The sequence below is a fragment of the Streptomyces sp. NPDC046303 genome, assembly GCF_055588085.1.
Genome location: NZ_JBVJFA010000031.1, coordinates 1 through 23689, shown reverse-complemented (window position 1 = coordinate 23689; position 23689 = coordinate 1). Strand labels below are relative to the sequence as shown.

The following is a 23689-nucleotide window of genomic DNA, read 5'->3' as shown; positions in this document are numbered from 1 at the left end:
GACACCCGGAGAGCGTCCATGACCGTCACCGCCCCAGCCCATGCCGCCTCACCTCTGCTCGACCTGCTCCGGCCGGCCCGGCCGACGCACGTCGTCGACGTCGGGGCCAACCCGATCGACGGAGACCCGCCGTACCGCGACATGCTGGCGGCCGGCCTGTGCCGGGTGACCGGGTTCGAGCCGCAGCCCGACGCCCTGGCCGAGCTGGAACGCCGCAAGGGCCCGCACGAGACCTACCTGCCCGACGCCCTCGGCGACGGCGGCGCCCACACCCTCTACGTCGCCGCCAGTTCCGGAATGACGAGCATCTTCCGCCCGGACACGAGCAGGCTCGGGCTGTTCAACGGCTTCGGCGAGTGGGGCCGTGTCCGGGAGGAGGTGCCGGTCTCGACTCAGCGGCTGGACGACGTCGACGCGGTCGACGCCTTCGACCTGCTGAAGATCGACATCCAGGGCGCCGAGCTCATGGTCTTCCAGGGCGGCCGGAACAAGCTGGCCGGGGCGGTGGCCGTACACACCGAGGTCTCCTTCGTCCCCCTGTACGAGGACCAGCCCGTGTTCGGCGACGTGGACCGGGAGCTGCGCGGCCAGGGCTTCATCCCGCACGCCTTCGCCGCGGTCAAACGCTGGCCGATCGCCCCCGTGATCTTCGGGGGCGACTTCCGGCAGGCCCGCCACCAGCTCCTCGAGGCCGACGTCGTCTACGTACGCGACTTCGGACACCCCGAGTCCATGACCGACGAGCAGCTCAAGCAGCTGGCCCTGGTCGCCCACCACGTCTACGGCTCGACGGACCTGGCCTACCACTGCCTCAGGCAGCTGGTCCTGCGCGAGCTCATCGGTCCCGACGCGCCGAACCGCTTCCTCTCCCTGCTCTGAACACCGGCGGTTTGTATCGGGCGGGTATCGGCGAGCGCTTGGTTGCCCATCGAACCGGTACGCACGCCCGGGGACGGGGAGGGTCGCGGGGAGCTCTGGCATATCGTTCGTTCCGGGCGTTCCGCCCCACCCCGCTCCGCACCCGAGCGGCACGACCGTCCGAACAGGAGCCTTCTGCCCGTGTCCCCGTCCGCCCCGGTTCCGGCCTCCTCGGGACCCGTGCGCGTGCTGCTGGTCGAGGACGACGACCTGATGCGCAGGTCGTTCACCGTCGCCCTCGAGCGCTACGGCTACGGGATGAAGAGCGCCGCCGACGGGCTGGAAGCCCTGGAGCTCTTCCGCGACGAGGACTTCGACCTGGTGATCCTGGACGTGATGCTGCCCGGCCTGGACGGGATCGGCCTGTGCCGCAGGATCCGGGAGACCAGCCTGGTGCCCGTGCTGATGATGTCGGCCCGCGGTGACGGGCTCGATGTCGTCGCCGGTCTGGAGGCCGGGGCGGACGACTACGTGGTGAAACCCGTGGACACCTACGTGCTCGTGGCCCGGATCCGCTCGCTGCTGCGGCGGGCGGCCTACGCGCCCGCCCCCGGGCCCGGGCATTCCGCGGGCGAGGGGCCGGCACGGTCCGAGGGCGAGGTGCTGGTCTTCGGGGACCTGACCGTCGACACCGGCGGTCTGGAGGTGTTCGTCTCCGGGAGCCCCGTGGCGCTGACCCCGACCGAACTGAAGCTGCTGCTGGAGTTCGCCGCCCACCCGGGCATCGTCCTGGAACGGCACACCCTCCTGCGCGAGGTCTGGGACTACGGCTGGGACGGGGACAGCCGGGTCGTGGACCTGTGCGTGCAGCGGCTGCGCAGCAAGCTGGGCCGGGACCGGATCGAGACCGTCCGCGGCTTCGGCTACAAACTCAGGCGCTGACCGGATGCCCCCGTACCGGCGGCTGCGGCCGACCCGCGTGCCCCTGCGCTGGAAGATCGCCGCGCTGGCCGCGGCCATGGCATGTCTCGTCGCGGCCGTGGTGGGCGTGCTGGTGCACGTATGGACCGCGAAGGACATCCGCGGCCGCGCCGAAGCGGAGGCCTTCAACACCGTGTACTCGGCCATGAACACCTACCGGCGCACCGGAACCCTCGCTGAGGGCGCCCACCTCGATCCGTCCGGGCTGCCCCGCACCCTGCGCCATCCGGCCGACGGCGAGCGGCACACGGCCTACGACGGGAGCGTGGACGGCAACCTCGGCCCGAGCATGTGGGCCGCCCAGCGCGTCGGCGGCCCGGACAGCCCGGTGCTCGCCGTGCGGGTCAACATGGGCCCGAAGCTCCACGACCTCTACCGACTCGACGTGACCATGGCCGCGGCCTCGCTGGTCGCGCTCGCGGCGGCCACACCCCTGGCGGTCTACGGGGCCGGGCTGCTCGGCCGCCGGCTGCGGCGGGTCTCCGAGACCGCGGGCCGGATCTCCGCCGGCGACCTGGATGCCCGGACCGGGCCCACCAAGGGCCGCGACGAGGTGGCGGACATCGCCGCCACCGTCGACCTCATGGCCGACAGCCTCAGCCGGCGGCTGCGCACCGAGCGCCGGTTCACCGCGGACGTCGCCCACGAGCTGCGCACACCCGTCGGCGGTCTGCTGGCCGCCGCCGACCTGCTGCCGCCGGGTGAGACGGAGGATCTGCTCCGGGCCCGCGTGCGCGACCTGCGCGGCCTGGTCGAGGACCTGCTGGAGATCTCCCGGCTGGACGCCGGCGCCGAACGGCCGGTGCGCGCCCGCGTCCCGCTCGGCGCGGTCGTCACCGAAGCCGTGGGGCGCACCGGCCTCGACACACAGGTCACCGTCACCGGCCCGCAGGGCGCAGGGCCCGCGGACGGCGCGGCGACGGAGCAGACCGTGGAAACCGACCCGCGCCGCCTCGAACGGATCGTCGGCAACCTCGTCGTCAACGCCCACCGGCACGGCGCCGGCCCGGTGCAGGTCACCGTCGAGGGCCGTACGGTCGTCGTGCGCGACCACGGCCCCGGCTTCCCCGCGGACCTGCTGCTCGACGGCCCCCGCCGCTTCCACACGGGCGCCGAGGAGCGCGGCTCGGGCCACGGCCTGGGCCTGACGATCGCCCAGGGGCAGGCCCGGGTGCTCGGTGCCGAGCTGCGCCTGGACAATGCCGCGGACGGCGGCGCGGTCGCCACGCTGCGGCTGCCGGCCTGACCGGCGGAGGCCTGACCGGCGGAGGCCTGACCGGCGGACGCTGACCGGCGGACCGCGCTCCTGGCGCCGCTACTCGACTGCGCCGCTACACAACTGCTACGAAGCGGCGCGGACGCCGATACACGGCGGACCCGGGCCCCGATACGTTCCCCGGACACCCTTCGGAGTGCACCCGCCGGCACCCGAAGAGGAGTCCCCCCGTGACCGTCGACCCCCTTGTGACCGTCGACCCCCTGTCCCCGCACGCCCTGCACGCGACGGCCGGGATCGCGGCCGCCACCGCCGACCTGTCGAAGACCTACGGCAGCGGCGACACCCGCGTCGTCGCCCTGGACCGTGTCAGCGTCGCCTTCCGGGAGGGCGAGTTCACCGCGATCATGGGCCCCTCCGGCTGCGGCAAGTCCACCCTGATGCACTGCGCCGCCGGCCTCGACTCGATCAGCTCCGGCTCCGTACGCATCGGCACCACCGAACTGAGCACGCTGGACGACCGGCAGCTCACGCAACTGCGCCGCGACCGCATCGGCTTCATCTTCCAGGCGTTCAACCTGCTGCCGACGCTGACCGCACGGGAGAACATCACCCTGCCGCTGACCATCGCCGGACGCCGGCCCGACCCGAAGTGGCTGGACCGGGTGGTCTCCATGGTCGGCCTCTCCCAGCGCCTCGACCACCGGCCCGGACAGCTGTCCGGCGGACAGCAGCAGCGCGTCGCGGTGGCCCGCGCCCTGGTCTCGCGGCCCGCGATCGTCTTCGGCGACGAGCCCACCGGCAACCTCGACTCCCGCGCCGGGGCCGAGGTCCTCGGCTTCCTGCGCGACTCGGTACGGGAGCTGGGCCAGACCGTGGTCATGGTCACCCACGACCCCGTCGCCGCCGCCTACGCGGACCGCGTCGTCTTCCTCTCCGACGGCCGCCTGGTCGACGAGATGGCACGGCCCACCGCGGACCGGGTCCTGGACCGGATGAAGGCGTTCGACGCCCGTTCCCGCACCAGCTGACCCGCCGTCACTCCAGCGCCGGACCTCACCCCGGCGCCGGGTCTCACCCCGCCACCCCGTCACCCAGCCACCCGGCTCGCACCCGCCGAGCCCGCCTCCTCCGAGGATCCGCACCCCCATGTTCCGTACCGCCCTGCGCAACGTGCTCGCGCACAAGGCCCGGCTGCTCATGACCGCCTTCGCGGTCATGCTCGGCGTCACCTTCATCTCCGGCAGCCTCGTCTACGGCGACAGCCTGCACCGTGCCGCCACCGCCCGGGTGACCGCCGGCTTCGAGCGCATCGCCGTCAGCGTCTTCCCCGAGGACGCGCGGCGCAGCAGCTCCGGACCGGCAGGCGTCGACGCCGGCACCGTGACCACCCTCGCCCGGATCCCCGGCGTGGCCGCCGCCACGGGCCGGGTCGACGGGTTCGCCGCCGTCGCCGACCGCGACGGCCGGCTGATCGGGCACGGCCCGTCCCACCGGGGCGGCAACTTCGCCCCCGGCGCCGACGGCAAGGACCCCGCCTACCGCTTCACCCGGGGCTCCGGCCCGACCGGCCAGGACACGATCGCCCTCGACGAGACCACCGCCGCGAAGGGCGGATACCGCATCGGCGACACCGTGCGCGTCGGCACGAACGAGGGCGCCTCCTCCTACACCCTGAGCGGGATCTTCCGTACCGACGGAACCACGCGGTCCTCCGGAGGCAGCCTGACGCTGTTCGGCAACGACACCGCCCAGCGCCTTTTCCTGCAGCCCGGCCGCTACCAGACCATCGAACTCACCGCCGCCCCCGGCACCGACGTGCAGCAGCTCCTCGGTCGCGTCCGGTCGGCCCTGCCCCAGGACACCGGCGCAGCCACCGGGGCCCAGCTCGCGCGGATCCAGGCGAACCTCGCGACCAGCGACAGCGACACCATGAGCCAGATCCTGCTGGGCTTCGCCGCGGTCGCGCTGTTCGTCGCCACCTTCCTCATCTCCAACACCTTCACCATGCTCGTCACCCGGCGCACCAGGGAACTGGCCCTGATGCGGGCCGTCGGCGCCTCGCGCCGGCAGGTACGCCGCATCCTGCTGACCGAAACCCTCCTCGTCGGCGCGGTCGCCTCCGCCGCCGGACTCGCCGCCGGCACCGGGGCCGCCGCCCTGCTGCAGAGGCTCTTCGCCCCCGCCGACACCCCGGCCGCCCCGCTGGTCCTCACCCCGACCACCGTGATCACGGCCCTGCTCGTCGGCACCGCCCTGCCCATGGCCGCCGCGTGGCTTCCGATCCGCCGGGCCATGGCCATCCCGCCCGTCGCCGCGCTCAGCGCCGCCGAACCCGCGCCGCCCGCGCGCGCCGGCAGCCTGCGCACCGGCCTCGCCGCCGCCCTCGTCCTCACCGGCGCCGCCGCCACGGTGTACGGGGCCCTCACCACGGGACGCGACGCCCGGACCGTCATCGGCCTCGGCGCGGCCCTCACCCTGACCGGGGCGATCTGCTTCATCCCGCTGCTGTCCCGGCCGTTCGTGGCCCTGCTCCAGCCGCTGCTCACCCGCCTCCACCCCGTGTACGGAACCCTCGCGGCCCGCAACACGGTGCGCGACCCGCGCCGCACCGGCGCCACCGCCGCCGCGCTCGCCATCGCCCTCACCCTCGCCTCGGGACTGTCCGTGCTCGGGGCCTCCGCCGCCCAGTACCTCGACCGCGCCACCACCCACGACTTCAGCGCCGACTACCTGGTGAAGCCCGCGGAGGGCGGCATGCGGATGACCCCCGCCACCGCGGCGCCCCTCCAGAAGCTGCCCGGGACCGTGTTCAGCCCGCTCAACCAGTCCACCGAATACCGCCTCGCCGGCGCCCCCTCGGTCCTGACCGGTGTCGACCCCGCCACCATCGGGCGGCTGCTGCGCTACGACGTGCTCGAAGGCTCGCTCGACTGCCTGGCCAAGGGCCAGATCGCCGTGGCCGACTACAAGGCCGCGGCAGCCGGCTGGCACGTCGGCCAGACCCTCCCGCTCCAGCGCCAGGACGAGCACCGCGGCAGCGTCACCATCGGCGCCGTCTACCGGGCCGACGAGCAGAGCAACCTGCTGCCCAGCATCACCGCACCCGACTCCCTCGTCGCCCGCCACGACTCCAGTCCGCACACCGACGGGATCCTGATCGCCACGGACGGCGGACCCGGGCGGGCCGCGCTCGGCAGCATCACCCACGCCCTCGGTGACAACCCCGCCCTGGCCGTCCTCGACGAGGCGGGCATCCGGGCCCAGGACAGCGGGTCCATCGGCGACCAGCTCAACGTCTTCTACGCCCTGCTGAGCATGGCCCTGGCGATCGCCGCGCTCGGTATCGCCAACACCCTCGCGATGTCCGTCCTCGAACGCCGCAAGGAGATCGGCACCCTGCGCGCCCTCGGTGTGGACCGTGCCGGGGTGACCCGGATGATCCGCCTGGAGGCCCTGCTCCTCGGCGGACTCGGCGCGGCCCTCGGCACCGCCCTGGGCGTGTTCCTGGGCTGGGCGCTCGGCCGTACCCTCCAGGAGAGCGTCGCCGGCTACGCGCTGGTCCTCCCCTGGGGGCGCCTCGCCCTCGGCGTGCTCATCGCCCTGGCGGGCGCGCTGCTCGCCTCGCTCTGGCCGGCCCGCAGGGCCGCCCGCGTGGACATTCCCGCCGCGACGGCGGCGCAGTGACGGCGGCCGCGCTACTCGCCGCCGGACGGGCGGGGGGCCGCGACCGCGGCGGTCTTGCGGAGCACGCCTATCTTGTCGATGCGGTGCTCCGGATTGCCCTGGGCGTCGCTCCAGTAGTTCCCCTCGGCGTGGTCCTCCGGGGTGGCGCAGGTGGAGAGGGTGATCATCGCCTGGGTGGGGGGCGTGCCGGGCTCGCCGGGCACCGCGGCGCGCTGTTCGCCCAGTGAGCGCTCGGACCGGAAGGACGTCTTGCGGGTCGCCACGATCTCGTACGTGTGGACCACGTCACCCACCGTCACGAGGACCGGGTCGCCGTTCTTCAGAGCGGGCAGGTCGCGCAGTGGTCCGCCCGCGGACAGCCGGTGCGCGGTGACCAGGAAGTTCCCGACCTGTCCCGGTCCGACTCCGCCCCGCTCGCCGTAGGGGCTGGCGGCCACGCCGAGGTCCTGGATGCGGGTACCGGGCACGTCGTCGGTGGTGCCCTCGTACGGGACCACGCGCAGCCCGCTGACCCCGGCCGCGGGTATGGACAGCGTGGACTCCCGGTGGGGCACGGCGGCCGCCGGGGACGCTACCGGCGCCGCCGCGGGCGTGGCCGTGGCCGTGGCGGTGGGGGAGGCCGGGACCTGGGGGGCAGGGGCCGAAACGGGGGCCACTGCCGTCCGCGCGGAGCTCGCCGGTCCGGCGGCGGCCTCGGGCGCGCAGGCTGCCAGCAGGGCGGTCACGGCGGCGGCGAGCGCGGCGGACATCGCGCGGGGCGGGTACGGCAGGGGCATGGGCGCGTTCCGTAGGTCGATCGGAGGCTCGAGGGGTGCGGACAGGGTGACATACGGAGCAAGCCGTCCATAAGCCCCCCGGCCTATGGCATCGAGCACCCTGCCGGGGTCGGCGGCGCCGACCGTCGCGGACGCGGACTGCACCCGGGTCCGAGCCCGAGCACGCGGGACCTTTCGGACGGGGAATCGGCGAATCGGGTACGGAGTCCTGCCGTGGTGGCCAAGATGAGGGCATGGACCATGGGGAAGCGAGGCCGGCCGGGTCGCGGCCGATCGTGGTGCGCGTGCCGCTGGAACCGGTGGAAGCCGCGATGGAGGCCGACGCGGCGGACGCCGTCACGCTCGCGGGCGACGTCGTCGTGCGCGGCCCCCTCTTCGGGGTGGCGGCGCAGCGGGCCGGGGACGGGCCGCGGTGGCAGGTGGTGGTCCCGGTGACGGCCGGCTGCCCCCAGCAGGCGCGCGACTCGCTGAACTCGCGGTTGTGGTTCCGCGCGAAGGACGAGGCCCGGGACAGGGCGGAGCGGCGCGCACTGCTGGCGGCGGTGGCCCGGCTGGAGACCGAGCGGGTCGACGAACTCGAAGCGGCCGGAACCCGGTACCGGGTCGTGCGCGCCGAGGAGTACGCCGCCTCCGGCCCGGGCGGCATCGAACCGCCGCGCCCGACCGATCCGGAACCCCCCGTACCCGACTGGGACCGTGCCGCCAAGGGACCGGAGGTGGACCACGCGCTGGTCCTGGACCCGGACGCGCCCGTCACCCCCACCCAGGCCATCGAGCAGCTGGCGCTGCGCGACCTGTGCTACACGGGTGGACGCTTCCCCGAAGACGTCCGGGCCGACTCCAGGCAGGCGCTGGACACGCACCCGGACACCCTGCTCCTGCCCGCCACGTTCACCGTGGCGGAGCAGAACGCGGACGGCTGGAGGCCGGTCAGCGGGCCGCACGAATCGGCGCACGCCGCCCGCAGGTCGCTGGACTTCGCCCTGACGTGGATGTGGCCGCGGATGCGCGGGGACATCCCCGACGACGCCGGCCCGCAGAGCGACGCCCGTACCTGGGCGGCGGGCGGCGCGGCGGCGGCCGACGCACGGGCCGCGCAGCTGGCCGCGTACGCCGAGGCCGCCGACAGGCTCAGGGCTGGACGCGTCAACCGGCTCGTCTTCCAGGGCACCGTCTACCAGATCGTCCGGACCCGCCGCCTGCTGCGCTGGGGCCCCGACGGTCCCGAGGGACCGCGCCCTTCCGACGTCAACAGCCAGGCCCCGGCCCGGATCCACCTCACGCTCGACGAGGACGGCCGCGTCGTTCCCGAAGACTGAGGCGGGGCGGTCAGACGGCCCCGGGCCCGGTCCGGTGGTGCGCTGCGGCTCCCCGCACGCACAGGACGCTGACCAGCAGCGCCCACGCGCCGAACTTCTGCAGGGACACCGGCTCCCAGCCGTCCAGCTGGTACGGGTACCGCCAGGCACCGGCGTAGGTGGCGATGTTCTCCGCCAGCCAGAGGAAGAAGCCGATCAGGACGAAGGTCAGCGGCATCGGCATCCAGTAGGTGTGCTCGCCCACGGTGTAGTGCACCCGGGCGGAGGCGGAGGCGGTGACCGCGACCAGCAGGGCGGCGAGCGGCCAGCGCAGGTCGGGGAGCCAGTGGTGGCTGATGTTCGCCGGCTGCCATCTGCTGGGCTTGGTCTTCGAGTACGTGAAAGCGGGCCACGGGCAGGCCGGGGAGCAGCCCGGACAGCCCCACCCCGGCGAGCAGGGTCACGGCGAACGTGCAGCCGGCGGCCTGGAGCAGGCCGAAGCGGACCAGTTGGCGCAGGGCGTGGGCAACCCCGTGAACGAGCGCGGCTGTGGGCAGGTGCATGCCGTTCAGGACGCCCGCGGGGGGTGCGTGTTTCGGGCTGCGGGCGGGGCGCATGCCGAGGGGGCGACCGGGGCCTGGCCGGGGGCCGTACGTGCGTACGTCATGGGTGCGTCACGGAACCGCCACAGCGTGGTGCTCCGGGGAACTCGGGCGGGGCGCGGAGCCGTGTCCCCCGGCGAGTGCCGGTGCGGGACCGGTAGCGAACCTCGGGGAGCGCTCATGCAGTACACAGCAGGCGTCAGTCGGACCGCGGCGGCGCTGGTGACGGCGGTGGCGGTCACCGCCGTGATGGCGGGCTGCACACCCGTCGGCGACGACGGCGCGATCGCCGGGCCGTCGACGCCGCCCGCGGCCTCGGAGGCCCCCAAGCCGACGCCTACGGGCGGCGGTACGGGCGGCAGCACGGGCGGCGGTACGGGCGGCGGTACGAAGGCCTGCGCGATCGACCAGGTCAAGGTCTCCGAAGCCCACCAGGCCGACGTCCGACCGCCGGGTACGGGGACGGGTGCGGCCATCGTCTCGGTCACCAACACCTCGGCGAAGCCCTGCACCCTCCACGGGTTCCCGACGGTCGCCGGAGCCGGCAACGGCTCGCCGGACAAGAACGTCCCGCTCGCCGTGACCCACAGCGGTCCGGCCTCCACGGTGTCCCTGGCCCCGGGCGCCCGGGCCTGGACCAAGCTCACCTTCGTCAACGTACAAGGCGAGGCCGACGGCTACTGCGTATCCGGTGCCACGCCGTCAAGCTTCCCCACGCTCGTCCTCGGCGTGCCCGGCGCGGGCAAGCACCAGATCGCCATGGACGACGGCGTCTTCGCCGAATGCGACGACAAGGCGACCGTCACCGCCTTCTCGCCGACCAAGCCCTCCTGACGGTGCGTCGCGGGCCGGGCCGGGCCGGGCCGGCGCCGTACGCGGTTCCGGCCCGCGCTACTGCCCGACCCGTCCGTCAATGCACTCGCGCAACAGGTCGGCGTGCCCGCAGTGACGGGCGTACTCCTCGATCCTGTGCACCATCAGCTCCCGAACCGCGATCTTGTCCTTCCCCAGACGCTCGCTCAGATCCGGGTGCTCGGCCAGCGCGGCATCCATCGCGGCCTGCTCGCGCTCCAGGTCGGCGTAGGCGGCGTCGACCACGGCCTGGTCGGCCACGGCTTCGTCGAAGTCCGCGTCACGCCGGCCGTACAGCTTCGGCAGCGGTTCCCCGTCGGTGATCCAGTTGCGCCAGTCCCGTTCGTCCTCGGCGACGTGCCGGAGCAGGCCGAGCAGCGACATCGTCGACGGCGGAACCGACCGGCGGGCCAGTTGCTCCGGATCCAGGCCCTCGCACTTCATCCGCAGGGTGATGCGGTAGTTCGCCAGGAAGTCCTGCAGCGTCGCGAGCTCGCCCTCCGGACTGTCCTCGTTGTTGCGGGGGTCGTCGTCCGGGTCGGCCCACATGTCGGGGTAGACGGTGGCCTGGGTCCATCGCGCGGGTACGTCACCCGGCTGCGCGCCGTCGCTGTAAGGGGTCGTCTCAGTCACCCGCACAGCTTTTCAGCCTCCGGCCGTACGGGGTATCGATTTTGGTGGTCCGGCTGCGGGGGCGGCGCCGGGCCGGCTCAGGCGATGCCGACGGTGTGCGCGGCGCGGTAGCCGTCGCCCTCGGGTGAGAGGGCCAGCGTCATGGCGGCGCCCGTGGACCGGTAGCGGCTGTCCCGCTGGTTGGGGTGCTCGGGTGCGGGGCGGCGGGCGTAGGGCTGGCGCGCGTAGACCTTCAGCAGCAGGTCCTCGGGGAAGAAGAACTGAGAGGTCGTCTCGGTGCGGGCGTCGGGGCGCACCTTGAAGTGGATGTGCGGTGCCAGGCCCGCGTACCAGCCGGGCACGATCGTCCGGAACACGCACCGGCCCGCTTTGTCGGTGACCTGCGTGCCGCGAAGAAAGGTCTCCCCGCCGGTGGAGTAGGCCCCCGCGGCGTCCGCATGCCATACGTCGACGGTGGCGGCCGCGAGGGGCCGGCAGCCGTCCGACACCCGGACCACCGTCAGGTCCAGCCGGAGCGGGACTCCGCGCCGGTCCTCGGTGATGTCCGACCGGACCCGGTCCAGGTCAAGGTAGTACGGGCCCGCGCCCGCCTCCGGGGTCAGGACACAGGCCGGGGCGGTGCCGGACCCCGAGGGCCGGGACGGCGGAGCCGACGGCTGCCCGGCCGCACCCCGGATGCCGGCCGGGCCGGAACAGGCCGCGGTCAGCGCGGCGGCGCCGGCCGAGCCGGCGGCCAGCAGCACGGCACGACGGCTGGTCCGGGAGGTGTCGTTCTCGGCCATGCGAACCCCTCACAGGTGCCCTGGGTCCCATCACTGCGCCCCACCGTGCCGGACGCCGGCGTTCCGGACCGGCACCGACACACCGGCATCCGTGGTCGCCCGGCCGCGCCGGCGGCAGTGACCTGGTGTCCCGGTGATCGTTCACCGGGCCAGAGGCAGCAGCCGCTGCCGCTCCCCCTCGGAAAGCGGATCAGAGTGAGCACCATCACGGCGAAGCGGCACATCTTCACGATGCTCGACGTGGACGGGGACGGGACCATCTCCCGCAAGGAGTACCTGGCCCGCGTCGAACGCGCGGCGGCGGCTCTGGGCCGCGCCGATGACGACCCGCTCCTCTCGTCGGCGCGTACCGCGCACGAGAGGGTGTTCGAGGCGATGGACGCGAACGGGGACGGGCAGGTGACCTTCGCGGAGTACGAGGCGTGGGCGGGGGAGCGCTCCTTCGACGAGGTGTGCCGGCCGGCGCTGGGCTCGCTGTTCGACCTGGCCGATGCCGACGGCGACGGACGCCTCGACCGGGCGGAGTTCACCCGGCTGCGCCACGCGCTGGGCAACCCCGCCGACAACGCCCGCGAGGCGTTCGACGCGCTGGACGAGGACGGTGACGGGCATGTGGACCGGGACGCGTACCTGGCGCAGATCCGCTCCTTCGTCACCGACGGATCTTCTCCCATGGCGCAGGCCCTGCACGCCGGTGCGCGCGCCTGACCCGCTGCGGACCGGCGCTGACCCGCGGCCCCGGTGCGCGGTCCCTGCGAGGGACCGGCGCGCCGGGGCCGCGCTCTTCGTCCCGCTGGAAGGCGCTCCGCGCCCTGCGCGGCAGGCGGGCCCGAATGGGCGACCCGGCCCCGGGTAGGCGAACAGCATGTCCGGTCATGTCATAGACAGCACCCTGTCCCTGCTGGCCAACGGCTACGCATGGGCCCCGGACCTGCGTCGGGCCCATGACGGCGCGCCGGTGGTCCACACCCGCCTGATGGGGCGGCCCACGGCACTGCTGCACGGGCCCGAGGCCGTCGCCTTCTTCTACGACGAGGACCACGTACAGCGGCACGGCGCCGTACCCGCGCCCGTACTCGACACCCTGTTCGGCAGGGGAGCGGTGCACACCCTGGACGGAGCACAGCACCGGGGGCGCAAGCAGCTGCTGGCCTCGCTCCTCATGTCACCGCAGGGCATCGGCGGCCTCACCGCCCGCGTCGAGAGCGGCTGGCGGGAGGCCGTGGCCGGCTGGGAGGGCCGCGAGGTGGTGCTCTTCGACGAAGTGGCCAGCCTGCTCGCGGGCGCGATATGCGACTGGGCGGGCATGCCCGCCCTGAACGGCGCGGCCCGTGAGGTCGCCGAGGACTGCGTGGCCATGGTCGACGGCTTCGCCACCGCCGGACCCCGGCACCTGCGGGCCCGCCGCGCCCGCCACCGCCAGGAGCAGGCGCTCATGGCCGCCGTCACCCGCGTCCGCGCACGCGACCCGCACCTGATCGGCGGGACGGTGCTGGAGACGGTCGCCCTGCACCGCGAGCCGGACGGCACCCTCCTCGATCCCCACACCGCGGCCGTCGAGCTCCTCAACATCATCCGCCCCACCGTCGCCATCGCCTGGTTCGTCACCTTCGCCGCCCACGCGCTCCACCGCCATCCCGGCGAGCGCGACAAGCTGCGCACCGACGATCCCGCCCAGGCCCGCGCGTTCGCCCACGAAGTGCGCCGCTTCTACCCCTTCGTACCGTTCATCGGAGGCCTCGCCGCCCGGGACCTCACGTACGCCGGCGAGCACCTCCCGGCCGGCACCCTCCTCCTCCTGGACGTGTACGGGCAGCACCACGACCCCGCGCTGTGGGCGGGGCCGTACCACTTCGCCCCGGCGCGCTTCCTGGGCCACGAACCCGGCCCCGGCGAACTGATCCCCCAGGGCGGCGGCGATCCGCGGACCGGCCACCGGTGCCCGGGCGAGGACATCACCCTCGCCCTGCTCGCCACTGTTGCGTCGGCCCTCGCCCACAGGGACTTCGCCGTACCGCAGCAAGACCTGTCCATCCCGCTGAGCCGGATCCCCACCCGGCCACGCAGCGGGTTCGTCATCGCACTCGAACCCGTGCCGCTCAGCCACCATGCCCCGCCGTTCCCGTCCCGACTCGAGTGAAGGAAGTGAGCGTTGTGCGCATCGCGTTCCTGACCGCGCCCGAAGGCGTGGAGGAGATCGAACTCACCGAACCCTGGAAGGCGGTCGAGGCGAACGGCTGGAACCCGCAGCTGGTCTCGACGGCGCCCGGCCGGGTGCAGGCGTTCCGGCACTTCGACAAGGCGGGAACGTATCCCGTCGACCACGTACTCGCCGGGGACACCTCGGACGCCTTCGACGCGCTGCTCCTGCCCGGCGGAGTCGCCAACCCCGACGCCCTGCGCATGAACGCGCGGGCCGTCGGTTTCGTCCGCAGCTTCTTCGAGGCCGGCAAGCCGGTCGCGGCGATCTGCCACGCACCGTGGACCCTGGTGGAGGCGGACGTCGTACGGGGCCGGACGCTGACCTCGTGGCCGAGTCTGGCGACCGACATCCGCAACGCGGGCGGCACCTGGGTGAACGAGGAAGTGCAGGTCTGCCACGCGGCGCCCGCGACACTCGTCACCAGCCGCAAACCGGCCGACCTGGACGCCTTCTGTACCGTCTTCGGGCGGGAGTTCGCCGGCAGTCAGCCTTCTTCGGCCGCACGCCGCTGATGCGGGCGGATCTGCTCCTCGCGCCCCACACCGGTCCGCTGCCGCTTGGCGGTATGTCCACCCCCGTTGCCGGCGCCCGGAGCGGTGTCCCCGGGGCGGTCCGTGGGGGCCTGGGCCTCGCGGGCCTCGTCCGCCTCCGCCGGCGTCGTCGGCGTCGTCGGCGGAGAGGTGGCCGGGTTGTTGCGACGCCTCGGCTCTCGCTTGCTCATGTCACGCTCCGAGTGGGGGAGGCCGCCTCCGGACACCGGTCCGGAGGCGGCCTTCAGGTGATCGGTCCTTCGCAGCGTCTAACCCCTTCCCGATGCCCCAAACGCTCCGGCGCCCCGGTGCAGCGGGCGCTTAGTGATCGCCGTGGCGGGTATGCGCCCGGCAGGAACCGCTTCCAGCAGCGGGAGGAGCCATGACCCGACGAGTCCACGAGGTGATGACGGAAAAGCCGGTGACCGTCGAGAAACTGACCTCGCTGGCCGAAGCCGCACGGGTGATGCGGGATGCCGACATCGGGGACGTGCTGGTCGTCGACGAGGGTCGGCTTCGCGGCATCGTGACCGACCGGGACCTCGTCATCCGCGCCATGGCCGAGAACCGGGACCCTGCCGAGACCACGGTGCAGGCGATCTGCAGCACCGAACCGGTCACCGTGCAGCCCGACGACGGCGTCGACCAGGCCATGGACCTCATGCGCCGGCACGCACTGCGGCGCCTTCCCGTCCAAACCGAGGACGGGGAACTCGTCGGCGTCGTCACCCTGGGCGATCTCACGGTGGAACGGGATCCGGGATCGGCTCTCGCAGCCATCTCGGCAGCCGAACCCGACCACTGAGGCCCCTCGAACCCTCGACCGTCCCCGCCGGAGTGAAACCGGGGTCCGGAGTGAAACCGGAGTGAAGGAGATGCCGCCGTGAACGCGTCAGTACCCCTGATCTCCCTGCCGGGCGGCGGGTTGCTCATCCCCGCCGACGAGGTGACCGCCCTCCTGCGCCATCTCGCTTCGGGATGGCTGCACTCCGTGTACACGGGGGAGACGGAACTCGACCCGGGAACGACCCTCGGCCTGGCCACCGTCCTGATGGAACTCGCCGACCAGATCGACGTGGAGTGCATCGCCTTCATGCCGCTCCAGGAAGAGGACTGACCGCCGTCAGTCGGGCGGCTCCGGTACCACCGGCCGCTCGCTGGGAGTCGGCTCGGGCGGCGCCGGGGGAGGCGGGGGCGGCTCCTCGTCGGGACCGGCGGGCTGTGGATCGCGAGGGACCGGATCCGGTCGCTCCGGTACGGGCGCAGGGCCCTGGGGGCCAGGCTCTGTGGTCCACTCCACGGTCCGCTCCATCAGGCTCTCACCTCAGTCGTCCGAGCCGGGCTCCGTCAACGGCGTCCTCAGGACGCCGAGCCCGGCGGTCAGCCCCCGCTGACGCGCTTTCCCCCGCCCCCAGTGTCAAACGACAACCCCAGCGGTGCGAGCCCGGCCGCCGGAGCTCGTGACGTTGGACGCGAGTTCCGCCGGCTTCTCGAAGCGGCCGAGCCGCCCCTGGCCTGCCCCGCTCCGCCCGGCCACGGAGCGCGCCGGTGACGTCAGGTCCGCAGCAGCCGCCCGAAGAAGGACCGGTACCGCTGCAGGGCCAGCCGAAGGTCCTCGGTGGCCACCTCTTCACCCGACTGCCACTGGCTCTCCAGCCCCCGCTTGTGTTCGGAGAAGGTCGCGGCGAGGGTCTGCATGACTTCCGCGACCAGGCCGTCGGCGTCGCGGACCGCACCCTGCGGGTCGTCCACGAAGCGGGCCTGGATCTCACCCCAGGTCTTCTGGTACTCCGTGGCCTCCTGCTCGGGGAGCAGCGCCTCGGTCTCCTCCTGGGGGACGTCCGCCGTGCCCTCCGCGGCCGGACTCTCCCCGTACGCGGCCTCTTGCGCGTCGGTGGCGTCGGCCTCCTGCCGCATCTCGTCGCGGTCCTCCCCCCGGGTCTCCTCCGCCGGGGTGTCGCCGGGGGTCGCCTCACCCGGGAACACCGGCTGCGGCTCACCGCCTCCCGGATGGGCCAGCTGCTCGGTGGTCAAGCCCTGTTCCTCTGCCCGGTTTTCTTCGTCCCTCTGCATCTCGAGTCACCTCGTCGTCCCGACCAGTTCGTCGAAGAGCGCGCGGTAGTGCACCATGGCCCCGCGCAGTTCCTCCGTGGTTGCCTGTCCCTTGCTGCTGCGGATGTTGACCTCGTGCGCCGCGCGGTAGTGCTCCAGGGTCCGCCCGTGTTCGACGGACAGCTCGCGCAGCTGCTCCTCGTACCCCTCGGTGGGGTAGCCGCGGTCCCGCATCAGCCGGGTGACCAGCTCGTCCGCCTGCGAGACCGCGCCTTCCGGCCGGTCGACGAAGCGCTGCTGGACGGTGGTCCACGCGTCGGCGTAGCGGTGCCGGTCCTCGGCGGGGAGTTCCCTGATGTCGAGGTCGTCGTGCCGGACCTCGCGCTCCCGCAGCTCGGCATCGGCGGCGCGCTTGCTGCCCATGCGATCCACGGTCCGCTCGTATTCCGGACCGAACCGCTCCTGCAACCGGCGCCGCCGCCGGAACATCCACGCGGCGATGCCGGCGAGGACCAGTACGACGGCGACCGGGATCAGAACGGCGAGAAGTGTGCTGGTGGACATCTGATCCTCCCAGAGCCGTCTCTGCTGTACCGGTGTTCGACGCAACGGCGTCTGCCCTGAACCCGCCTGCTCAAACGGATGCCCGGCCGTGCCGGCCTCGACGGCCGTCTTCGGGGTCCGCCTGCGCCGGCGCGGCTCACTCGCGCCGAAGCCCGTCGGAGAGGCCCGCACCGCTGCCGGTGTCGAGGGCCGCACTCCCGTGAGGGGACAGGTGGTACAGCGCGAACGCGCGGTCGATGACGGCCATGGCGACGTTGCGCACCCTGACGCCGCCCGACGTCAGGCCGTGTTCCGTGCCGAGGTGCGCGTGCCCGTGTACGGCGAGGTCCGCACCGGCCTCGTCCACGGCCTCCGCCAGCAGGTAGCTTCCGAGGAAGGGGTAGATCTCCAGCGGCTCGCCCGCCAGCGTGTCCCTGACCGGAGAGAAATGCGTCAGCGCGATCCGCAGCGCACAGCCGTCGGCCTGCAGCTCGCGCAGCGCCCCGGCCAGGCCGTCCGCACAGGTCCGGGTGTACCGGATGAACGCCTTCATCTCCGGCTCGCCGAACTCGCTCGCGCTGCGCCCGGCGAAGCCGCCGCAGAACCCCTTGGTCCCTGCGACGCCGACCCTCGTACCGTCGAGGTCGAGGACCACGCCCTCGCCCTCCAGGACCCGGACGCCTTCCTCCGCCAGCTCCCGGATGACGAGGTCCTGCTGATCGCTCTGGTAATCGTGATTGCCGAGGACGGCGACCACGGGCACCGGCAGCCCGGACACCTCGCGGGCCACCACCCGTGCCTCCTCGGGGGTGCCGTGCCGGGTGAGGTCGCCCGCCAGCAGCAGCAGGTCCGCGCAGTCTCCGAGGGTGTCGAACGCCGGGCGCAGCATGCCCGCGCTGCCCGGGCCGAGGTGGATGTCCCCCACGGCCGCGACGCGGATCACGACAGCTCCTCGGCGTGGTCGGGAGGACCCGCGCGGTTCACGGTCAGGTCCTCCTGCCAGCGCAGGCCCGCCAGTTCCTCCGCGGCGATCCGCAAAACGGCCGCCCGGGTGTCGGCCCCGGAGACGTTTCCCCAGATCAACGCCCCGGCGCCGCGTACTTCGATGCGTACACCGAGCTCGGACACCTCCTCCCGCGCCAGGCGCTCGCGCAGGTGCTCCACGCGGTACTCGATGTTGTCGGCGGAGGTCATGGCGTCGCCTCGCGGGGATCGATGACGCGCAGCCGTTCCAGGAGGTACAGGAAGGCGTCGGGCAGGGGGTCGGCCCGGTGGGCCCGGTCGAGCCGCTCCCAGTCGATCTGCTCCCTCAGCATCCGGGCCATCGGCAGCAGATCGCCGAAGTCGCAGTAGTGCTCGCACAGCGCGGCCAGCCGGCTGTCCATGAGGTCGGTGGGGGAGAGGACCGGCATCCAGACCGAGTCCACCGCTTTCACGGCTGCCCGGTCGAGGAGCTCCGTGCTCACCGGCTTCCGGGCCAGCTCGAAGATCAGATCGATCTCCTCCCCGCCGGTTCTGCCCTTGACCAGCCAGTCCTCGGGGGCCCTGCGCATCTCGATGCCCCCGGCTTCCAGCGATTGGATGACGGCGTCGGCGTCCTCGGGGCGGAGGCAGAAGTCCGTGTCGTGCTGGAAGCGGGCCGGTACTCCATGGGCGAACGCGGCCACGCTGCCGGCGAGCGCGAACGGCTGCCCGGACTGCTTGAGGAGCGCCGCCACGTGCTTGGTGACCTCCAGGATCGCCTGGGTGTGGTCCTTCGGCAGCTGGCCGTTGGAGAGGGCCGGGGGGCCGAGGCCTTCCGCGGCCGCGAGGCCGCCCGGCTGGAGGACACGATGACTGCTCATGGGGGCCTCGCTCACTCACGGCGACAACACCCGCACGTCCGGGGAATCAAGTATGCGCTCGGGACGGGCGCAGGGCTCCTGCGGAGCCCCGGCCGTCATGGCAGGCGCCTATCCGTTTCCGCACCGTCGAAACCCGGGCGCCGTGGCGGCCGCGGTCGGGGTCGGGGTCGGGGTCGCGGGCGTGGTCGTGGGAACGTCCGGAGTGCAGGCGTACGGGCGAGTGGGCCGGCGCCGGGCGGGTAGGCGCCGGACATGATCGCTCCCGTGGCCGACCGCTCCCGCGCGCGCCCTCCCACGGACTCACCCTGGAGGCGGACATGAACCGCGCCGCGCTGTTCGACGTCGACGGAACCCTCGCCGACACCAACCACCTGCACGTCACCTGCTGGTGGGAGGCGCTCCGGCAGTCCGGTCACCTGGTGGCCATGCACGACATCCACCGCGCGATCGGCCTTCCCGGCGAGGACCTGCTCGCCCACCTCCTGGGAGACGACCGTGACACGGACGAGGACGACGGGATCAGCGCGGCGCACGACACGCTCTACGGCACGTACTTCGACCGGCTGCCTCCCCTCGACTCGGCCGCCGAGCTGCTGCGCGCCCTCGACCGCCGCGGCTGGAGGGTGGTCCTGGTGACCTCCGCGAGCGGTACCGAGCTCGACGCGCTGACACGGGCCATCGACGCCGACGACGCCATCGCCGCCACCACGAGCTCCGACGACGTCAGCGAGGGGAAGCCGGATCCGGAGCCCGTCATCCGAGCCCTCGAGCTCGCCGGCGCGGACAGGAGCGACGCCGTCTTCGTCGGCGACACCGTGTGGGACATGAAGGCCGGCACCCGCGCCGAAGTCACCTGCGTCGGCCTGCTGAGCGGTGGGATCCCCCGCCGCGACCTCGAGGAGGCGGGGGCGCGCGCCGTGTACCGCCATCCGGCCGACTTGCTGGCCGGCCTCGAGCGCAGCCCGTTCGCGGACGCACCGCGGTAGCAGGCTCCCCCCGAAGCGCCGGCGGATGAGGGGGCACGCCGTGGGTAGGCGCCAGCCGGAGGACCGATGCCGTGACACGCGCAGACTGGCTGCTGACAGCAGACGAACGGGGCAACGCCGCGACACGCCTGGACACACGCCACCCGGGCGGGACGGCCTGGTCCGAGGGAAACCGTGCACGGGCCCTGGTCCACGGCTCCGCCTACTTCGCGGAGCTCCTGGCGGGAATCCGCGCGATGCACGCGGGCGACCTCCTGCTGTTCACCGACTGGCGAGGCGACCCCGACGAACGCCTCGACGGACCCGGCACCGAGATCGGCACCGTCCTGTGCCGGGCGGCGCAAGCCGGTGTCACCGTCAAGGGGCTGCTGTGGCGCTCGCACCTGGACAGCCTCCACTTCAGCGAAGAGGAGAACCGCCACCTCGGCGAGGAGATCGAGGAGGCCGGCGGCGAGTGCCTGCTCGACCTGCGGGTGCGGCCCGGCGGGTCACACCACCAGAAGCTGGTGGTCCTGCGCCACCCCGGCCGCCCCGAGCTGGACGTCGCGTACGTCGGCGGCATCGACCTCTGCCACAACCGCAACGACGACGCTGCCCACCGCGGCGACCGCCAGTCGCTGCCCCTGGCCCGCGCGTACGGGCCGCATCCGCCGTGGCACGACGTCCAGCTCGCCCTGCGCGGTCCGGTCGTCGGCGACATCGAGGCCGTCTTCCGCGAACGCTGGGACGACCCGGCGCCGCTCAGCCGCAGCCCCCTCGCCCGCCTGCGGGAGCGCGTACACCGGGAGGACACCAGCGCGGGCTCCCTGCCGCCGCAGGCAGCCGATCCGGCGCCCTGCGGCACGCACACCGTGCAGGTGCTGCGCACGTACCCGAACCGTCTGCTGTACGGCTACCCCTTCGCACCCGACGGCGAGCGCAGCATCGCACGGGGTTACCTCAAAGCGCTGCGGCGGGCCCGGTCCCTGATCTACCTCGAGGACCAGTACCTGTGGTCCCCGCGGGTCGTGGACTGCTTCGCCCGGGCGCTGAGCACGCACCAGCAGCTGAGACTGATCGCCGTCATCCCCTCGGTCCCCGAGCAGGACGGGCGGCTCACCCTGCCGATGAACCTGATCGGGCGGATCACGGCCCTCGACGAACTGCGCCGCGCCGGCGGTGACCGCGTCGCGGTGTACGGCCTGGAGAACCCGGCCGGAACCCCCGTCTACGTACACGCCAAGGTGTGCGTGATCGACGACGCCTGGGCCTCCGTCGGCTCCGACAACATCAACCTGCGCTCGTGGACGCACGATTCGGAACTCAGCTGCGTCGTGCTCGACCAGAGCCCGGACCTGCGGGAACCGTCCGACCCCGGCGGCCTCGGTGACGGCGCGCGCGTCTTCGCCCGCGAGCTGCGCCTGGAACTCATGCGCGAGCACCTGGAGGCACCGGACGAGCCGGAGCAGCAGCGGGAGGAGCAGCGGGAGGAGCGGGCGCAGGACGCGCTGTGCGACCCGGCGACGGCCTTCGACGCTTTCGAGGAAGCCGCCGCCCGCCTGGACGCCTGGCACCGGGCCGGCGGCCGCGGGCCCCGGCCGCCGGGCCGCCTGCGCCGGTACGTGCCGCCCGAGCTGTCCGCGGTGAAGCGGCTGCTCGCCACGCCGCTGCACCACGTCCTGGTCGACCCGGACGGACGCCCGCTGCTCCTGCGGCGCCGCAACGCGTTCTGAGCGACCACACCGCGGCCGCGTGGAGCGTCGAGCGTCGGGCAGTGGGTCCGTCCGCCGATTGCGGGTAGGCGCCGGGGGTGAGCTATGTGAGCCGCGGCAAGGGCTATTCCCGTGACAGCCGGTACATCACCACCCGGATCACCGCCGACGGGCGGGACGGCTACCCGGTGGAGCCCGGCCGCTACCGCCTGGTCGTCAGCAGGGCCTGCCCGTGGGCGAGCCGGGCGGTGATCGTACGGCGGCTCCTCGGGCTGGAACAGGCACTCCCGATGGCCGTCGCCGGGCCCGTGCACGACGAGCGCAGCTGGTCCTTCGACCTGGATCCCGGCGGGCGTGACCCGGTGCTCGGCATCGAACGGCTCCGGGAGGCGTACCTCGCGCGCGACCCCGGCTACGACCGGGGCATCACGGTGCCGGCCATCGTGGACGTACCCAGCGGGAAGGTGGTGACCAACGACTTCGCGCGGATCACGCTCGACATGTCGCTGGAGTGGACGCAATACCACCGCCCCGGAGCGCCGGACCTCTACCCGTCCGCCCTGCGTCCGCACATCGACGCCGTCAACGAGGTGGTGTACCGCGACGTCAACAACGCCGTCTACGAAGCCGGGTTCGCCGGCAGCCAGGAGGCGTACGCCGAAGCGTACGGGCGGCTGTTCGCCCGGCTCGACTGGCTGTCCGCCCGGCTGGAACGGTCCCGCTACCTCGTCGGCGACACCCTCACCGAAGCGGACGTACGGCTGTTCACCACGCTCGTACGCTTCGACGCCGTCTACCACGGCCACTTCAAGTGCAACCGGCACAAGCTGACCGAGATGCCGGTGCTCTGGGCGTACGCACGGGACCTGTTCCAGACGCCCGGGTTCGGCGACACCGTCGACTTCGACCACATCAAACGGCACTACTACCTGGTGCACACCGACATCAACCCCACGGGTGTCGTACCGGCCGGCCCCGACACGTCGGCCTGGCTCGCGCCGCACGGCCGCGCCGTCCTGGGCGGCCTGGGCGGCCGCCCCTTCGGCGACGGCACCGCACCCGGGCCGGTCGCTCCGGACGAAGCCGTACCGACCGGCCACAACCCCCTCGGCTGAACCCTGGACTGGACGCCGTCAACCGCCCCCACGGTCCGGTCCTGCGCACGTCCTCACCAGCGGTACCAGCGCCCCCCGGAGCCCCGGACGAAGAAGCCCAGCACCCACAGCACCAGCACGGCGATCGCGACCCACCACAGCACCTCCAGGGCGAAACCGGCCCCGAAGAGCACCAGGATCAACAGCAGAACCAGAAGAAGGGGAACCATCGTCTACCTCCGATCAACGGAAACCCGCGCCGGATGGGCGCGTCGGCCTATGGGGCGGCTGCCCCCGCTCGGCCCGTTCATGCGGGCCGCCGCTGTGACCGGCCGGCTTCCCGTTCGGCCCACAGGAACGTGGGACGGACCCGTCGAGCCGGGTAGGCGGGAGGCATGGACTCACATGCTCTCGACACTCCCACCAAGGTCACACCGGTCCTGGACACCGCGTCGGCGTGGTGGCTGACGACCCTGGGCCGGATCGAGCGGAGCACAGCGGCCGATCCGGCCATCCGGGTCCTCCGGCGGGGGATCCGGGCGGTTCCGCTGGGTGCGGCACGCGCCGTGCTGCGGGGCCGGCCGCTGGGCCATCCCCTCCATCCCGTGCTCGTCCAGATGCCCATCGGGTGCTGGCTCTCGGCTGCCGTACTGGACGTCGTACCGGGCTCGCAGCGCGCGGTCACCACCCTGACGGCCGTCGGCCTGGCCGGCGTGGCCCCGGCCGCCGTCGCCGGCTGGGTCGACTGGGCCGACCTGCCGCCCGAGCAGGCCCGCGTCGGCCTCGTCCACGCCGTGTCGAACGTCGCCGCGGTCGGCTGCTACACGGCGTCCCTGGCCGCCCGCCTGCGCGGACGCCCCGTGAAGGGCAGGCTGTGGTCGTGGGCCGGGATGACGGCGGTCGCCGTCACCGGGGCCCTCGGCGGCCACATGGCCTACCGGCAGGCCATCGGAGCCGATCCCGCGGCCTAGACGAGTAAGTCCGAAGTCTTCGTCAGTGGTCGTAGGCGATGAGTGATCGTGTGATGGCTGTGCCGTTGGCCCGGTTGTGCCAGATCGCTG

At 73.2% G+C, this 23689-nt stretch carries 27 protein-coding genes; 16 read left to right on the top strand and 11 right to left on the bottom strand.

The window, feature by feature from the left end; all coding sequences use genetic code 11:
* Positions 1 to 18 precede the first annotated feature (18 nt).
* From ACZ6I1_RS27190 to ACZ6I1_RS27170, 5 genes are all read left to right on the top strand, one after another.
* Positions 19 to 879, top strand: a complete 861-nt coding sequence (locus ACZ6I1_RS27190) for an FkbM family methyltransferase (RefSeq protein WP_469291448.1) — start codon at positions 19 to 21, stop codon at positions 877 to 879.
* A gap of 174 nt (positions 880 to 1053) precedes the next feature.
* Positions 1054 to 1800: a two-component system response regulator CseB gene (gene cseB, locus ACZ6I1_RS27185; protein ID WP_469291551.1), complete on the top strand. Its 747-nt coding sequence runs from the start codon at positions 1054 to 1056 to the stop codon at positions 1798 to 1800.
* 4 nt (positions 1801 to 1804) lie between these two features.
* A complete protein-coding gene (locus ACZ6I1_RS27180; RefSeq protein WP_469291445.1) occupies positions 1805 to 3085 on the top strand; it encodes a sensor histidine kinase in 1281 nt (426 codons plus the stop codon).
* A 233-nt stretch (positions 3086 to 3318) separates the two neighbouring features.
* Complete coding sequence (locus ACZ6I1_RS27175; protein ID WP_469291549.1) at positions 3319 to 4086, top strand: ABC transporter ATP-binding protein; 768 nt, start codon at positions 3319 to 3321, stop codon at positions 4084 to 4086.
* A 118-nt stretch (positions 4087 to 4204) separates the two neighbouring features.
* Positions 4205 to 6742 carry an ABC transporter permease gene (locus ACZ6I1_RS27170; RefSeq protein WP_469291443.1) on the top strand — a complete coding sequence of 846 codons (2538 nt, stop codon included), beginning with the start codon at positions 4205 to 4207 and terminating at the stop codon, positions 6740 to 6742.
* 11 nt (positions 6743 to 6753) lie between these two features.
* On the opposite strand, the gene ACZ6I1_RS27165 is transcribed toward ACZ6I1_RS27170, so the two are convergent.
* Positions 6754 to 7518 (bottom strand): class E sortase, encoded by a 765-nt coding sequence (locus tag ACZ6I1_RS27165; protein WP_469291441.1) that lies wholly within the window; start codon positions 7516 to 7518, stop codon positions 6754 to 6756.
* Between the two features lie 233 nt (positions 7519 to 7751).
* Between ACZ6I1_RS27165 and ACZ6I1_RS27160 the strand changes: the two genes are divergently transcribed.
* Positions 7752 to 8837: a DUF5954 family protein gene (locus ACZ6I1_RS27160; protein ID WP_469291438.1), complete on the top strand. Its 1086-nt coding sequence runs from the start codon at positions 7752 to 7754 to the stop codon at positions 8835 to 8837.
* A 10-nt stretch (positions 8838 to 8847) separates the two neighbouring features.
* Here ACZ6I1_RS27160 and ACZ6I1_RS27155 read toward each other — a convergent pair whose 3' ends face one another.
* Complete coding sequence (locus tag ACZ6I1_RS27155; protein ID WP_469291547.1) at positions 8848 to 9126, bottom strand: DUF817 family protein; 279 nt, start codon at positions 9124 to 9126, stop codon at positions 8848 to 8850.
* 472 nt (positions 9127 to 9598) lie between these two features.
* Here ACZ6I1_RS27155 and ACZ6I1_RS27150 point away from each other — a divergent pair, with 472 nt between their 5' ends.
* Complete coding sequence (locus tag ACZ6I1_RS27150; protein ID WP_469291436.1) at positions 9599 to 10252, top strand: DUF4232 domain-containing protein; 654 nt, start codon at positions 9599 to 9601, stop codon at positions 10250 to 10252.
* A 57-nt stretch (positions 10253 to 10309) separates the two neighbouring features.
* Here ACZ6I1_RS27150 and ACZ6I1_RS27145 read toward each other — a convergent pair whose 3' ends face one another.
* Together ACZ6I1_RS27145 and ACZ6I1_RS27140 are read right to left on the bottom strand one after the other, a co-directional pair.
* Positions 10310 to 10819 (bottom strand): DinB family protein, encoded by a 510-nt coding sequence (locus ACZ6I1_RS27145; RefSeq protein ID WP_469291545.1) that lies wholly within the window; start codon positions 10817 to 10819, stop codon positions 10310 to 10312.
* A gap of 161 nt (positions 10820 to 10980) precedes the next feature.
* Positions 10981 to 11685: a dioxygenase family protein gene (locus ACZ6I1_RS27140; protein ID WP_469291434.1), complete on the bottom strand. Its 705-nt coding sequence runs from the start codon at positions 11683 to 11685 to the stop codon at positions 10981 to 10983.
* Positions 11686 to 11880: 195 nt separating this feature from the next.
* Here ACZ6I1_RS27140 and ACZ6I1_RS27135 point away from each other — a divergent pair, with 195 nt between their 5' ends.
* The 3 genes from ACZ6I1_RS27135 (at position 11881) to ACZ6I1_RS27125 (ending at position 14400) form a co-directional block, all read left to right on the top strand.
* Complete coding sequence (locus ACZ6I1_RS27135; RefSeq protein ID WP_469291432.1) at positions 11881 to 12393, top strand: EF-hand domain-containing protein; 513 nt, start codon at positions 11881 to 11883, stop codon at positions 12391 to 12393.
* A 157-nt stretch (positions 12394 to 12550) separates the two neighbouring features.
* A complete protein-coding gene (locus ACZ6I1_RS27130; RefSeq protein WP_469291430.1) occupies positions 12551 to 13825 on the top strand; it encodes a cytochrome P450 in 1275 nt (424 codons plus the stop codon).
* Between the two features lie 14 nt (positions 13826 to 13839).
* Positions 13840 to 14400: a type 1 glutamine amidotransferase domain-containing protein gene (locus ACZ6I1_RS27125; protein WP_469291543.1), complete on the top strand. Its 561-nt coding sequence runs from the start codon at positions 13840 to 13842 to the stop codon at positions 14398 to 14400.
* Here the strand turns inward: ACZ6I1_RS27125 and ACZ6I1_RS27120 are convergent.
* Positions 14373 to 14609, bottom strand: coding sequence for a hypothetical protein (locus ACZ6I1_RS27120; protein WP_469291428.1), 237 nt, complete (start codon positions 14607 to 14609; stop codon positions 14373 to 14375). The two genes, ACZ6I1_RS27125 and ACZ6I1_RS27120, sit on opposite strands and share 28 nt — an antisense overlap.
* 191 nt (positions 14610 to 14800) lie before the next feature.
* On the opposite strand from ACZ6I1_RS27120, the gene ACZ6I1_RS27115 reads away from it, so the two are divergent.
* Together ACZ6I1_RS27115 and ACZ6I1_RS27110 are read left to right on the top strand one after the other, a co-directional pair.
* Positions 14801 to 15223: a CBS domain-containing protein gene (locus tag ACZ6I1_RS27115; RefSeq protein WP_469291426.1), complete on the top strand. Its 423-nt coding sequence runs from the start codon at positions 14801 to 14803 to the stop codon at positions 15221 to 15223.
* A 78-nt stretch (positions 15224 to 15301) separates the two neighbouring features.
* The gene (locus tag ACZ6I1_RS27110) at positions 15302 to 15535 is read left to right on the top strand and encodes a DUF6213 family protein (protein WP_469291424.1); all 234 of its coding nucleotides are present in this window, start codon (positions 15302 to 15304) and stop codon (positions 15533 to 15535) included.
* A 437-nt stretch (positions 15536 to 15972) separates the two neighbouring features.
* Here the strand turns inward: ACZ6I1_RS27110 and ACZ6I1_RS27105 are convergent, their stop codons facing one another.
* The 5 genes from ACZ6I1_RS27105 to ACZ6I1_RS27085 all read right to left on the bottom strand — a co-directional run bounded on the left by ACZ6I1_RS27105 (position 15973) and on the right by ACZ6I1_RS27085 (position 18857).
* Positions 15973 to 16452, bottom strand: coding sequence for a hypothetical protein (locus ACZ6I1_RS27105; RefSeq protein ID WP_469291422.1), 480 nt, complete (start codon positions 16450 to 16452; stop codon positions 15973 to 15975).
* Between the two features lie 45 nt (positions 16453 to 16497).
* The gene (locus tag ACZ6I1_RS27100; protein WP_469291420.1) at positions 16498 to 17034 is read right to left on the bottom strand and encodes a hypothetical protein; all 537 of its coding nucleotides are present in this window, start codon (positions 17032 to 17034) and stop codon (positions 16498 to 16500) included.
* A gap of 136 nt (positions 17035 to 17170) precedes the next feature.
* Complete coding sequence (locus tag ACZ6I1_RS27095; RefSeq protein ID WP_469291419.1) at positions 17171 to 17956, bottom strand: metallophosphoesterase family protein; 786 nt, start codon at positions 17954 to 17956, stop codon at positions 17171 to 17173.
* Positions 17953 to 18207: a hypothetical protein gene (locus ACZ6I1_RS27090; protein ID WP_469291417.1), complete on the bottom strand. Its 255-nt coding sequence runs from the start codon at positions 18205 to 18207 to the stop codon at positions 17953 to 17955. Before ACZ6I1_RS27090 ends, ACZ6I1_RS27095 begins: the two co-directional genes overlap by 4 nt.
* The gene (locus ACZ6I1_RS27085) at positions 18204 to 18857 is read right to left on the bottom strand and encodes a nucleotidyltransferase family protein (protein ID WP_469291415.1); all 654 of its coding nucleotides are present in this window, start codon (positions 18855 to 18857) and stop codon (positions 18204 to 18206) included. Before ACZ6I1_RS27085 ends, ACZ6I1_RS27090 begins: the two co-directional genes overlap by 4 nt.
* A 317-nt stretch (positions 18858 to 19174) precedes the next feature.
* On the opposite strand from ACZ6I1_RS27085, the gene ACZ6I1_RS27080 reads away from it, so the two are divergent.
* The 3 genes from ACZ6I1_RS27080 to ACZ6I1_RS27070 all read left to right on the top strand — a co-directional run bounded on the left by ACZ6I1_RS27080 (position 19175) and on the right by ACZ6I1_RS27070 (position 22649).
* Positions 19175 to 19843 (top strand): HAD family hydrolase, encoded by a 669-nt coding sequence (locus ACZ6I1_RS27080; RefSeq protein ID WP_469291413.1) that lies wholly within the window; start codon positions 19175 to 19177, stop codon positions 19841 to 19843.
* A 71-nt stretch (positions 19844 to 19914) separates the two neighbouring features.
* The gene (locus ACZ6I1_RS27075) at positions 19915 to 21555 is read left to right on the top strand and encodes a phospholipase D family protein (protein WP_469291411.1); all 1641 of its coding nucleotides are present in this window, start codon (positions 19915 to 19917) and stop codon (positions 21553 to 21555) included.
* A gap of 77 nt (positions 21556 to 21632) precedes the next feature.
* Positions 21633 to 22649: a glutathione S-transferase family protein gene (locus ACZ6I1_RS27070; protein WP_469291409.1), complete on the top strand. Its 1017-nt coding sequence runs from the start codon at positions 21633 to 21635 to the stop codon at positions 22647 to 22649.
* Between the two features lie 53 nt (positions 22650 to 22702).
* Here the strand turns inward: ACZ6I1_RS27070 and ACZ6I1_RS27065 are convergent, their stop codons facing one another.
* The gene (locus ACZ6I1_RS27065) at positions 22703 to 22858 is read right to left on the bottom strand and encodes a hydrophobic protein (protein ID WP_469291407.1); all 156 of its coding nucleotides are present in this window, start codon (positions 22856 to 22858) and stop codon (positions 22703 to 22705) included.
* 165 nt (positions 22859 to 23023) lie between these two features.
* Between ACZ6I1_RS27065 and ACZ6I1_RS27060 the strand changes: the two genes are divergently transcribed.
* Positions 23024 to 23599 carry a DUF2231 domain-containing protein gene (locus ACZ6I1_RS27060; RefSeq protein ID WP_469291405.1) on the top strand — a complete coding sequence of 192 codons (576 nt, stop codon included), beginning with the start codon at positions 23024 to 23026 and terminating at the stop codon, positions 23597 to 23599.
* The last annotated feature ends 90 nt before the right edge of the window (positions 23600 to 23689 follow it).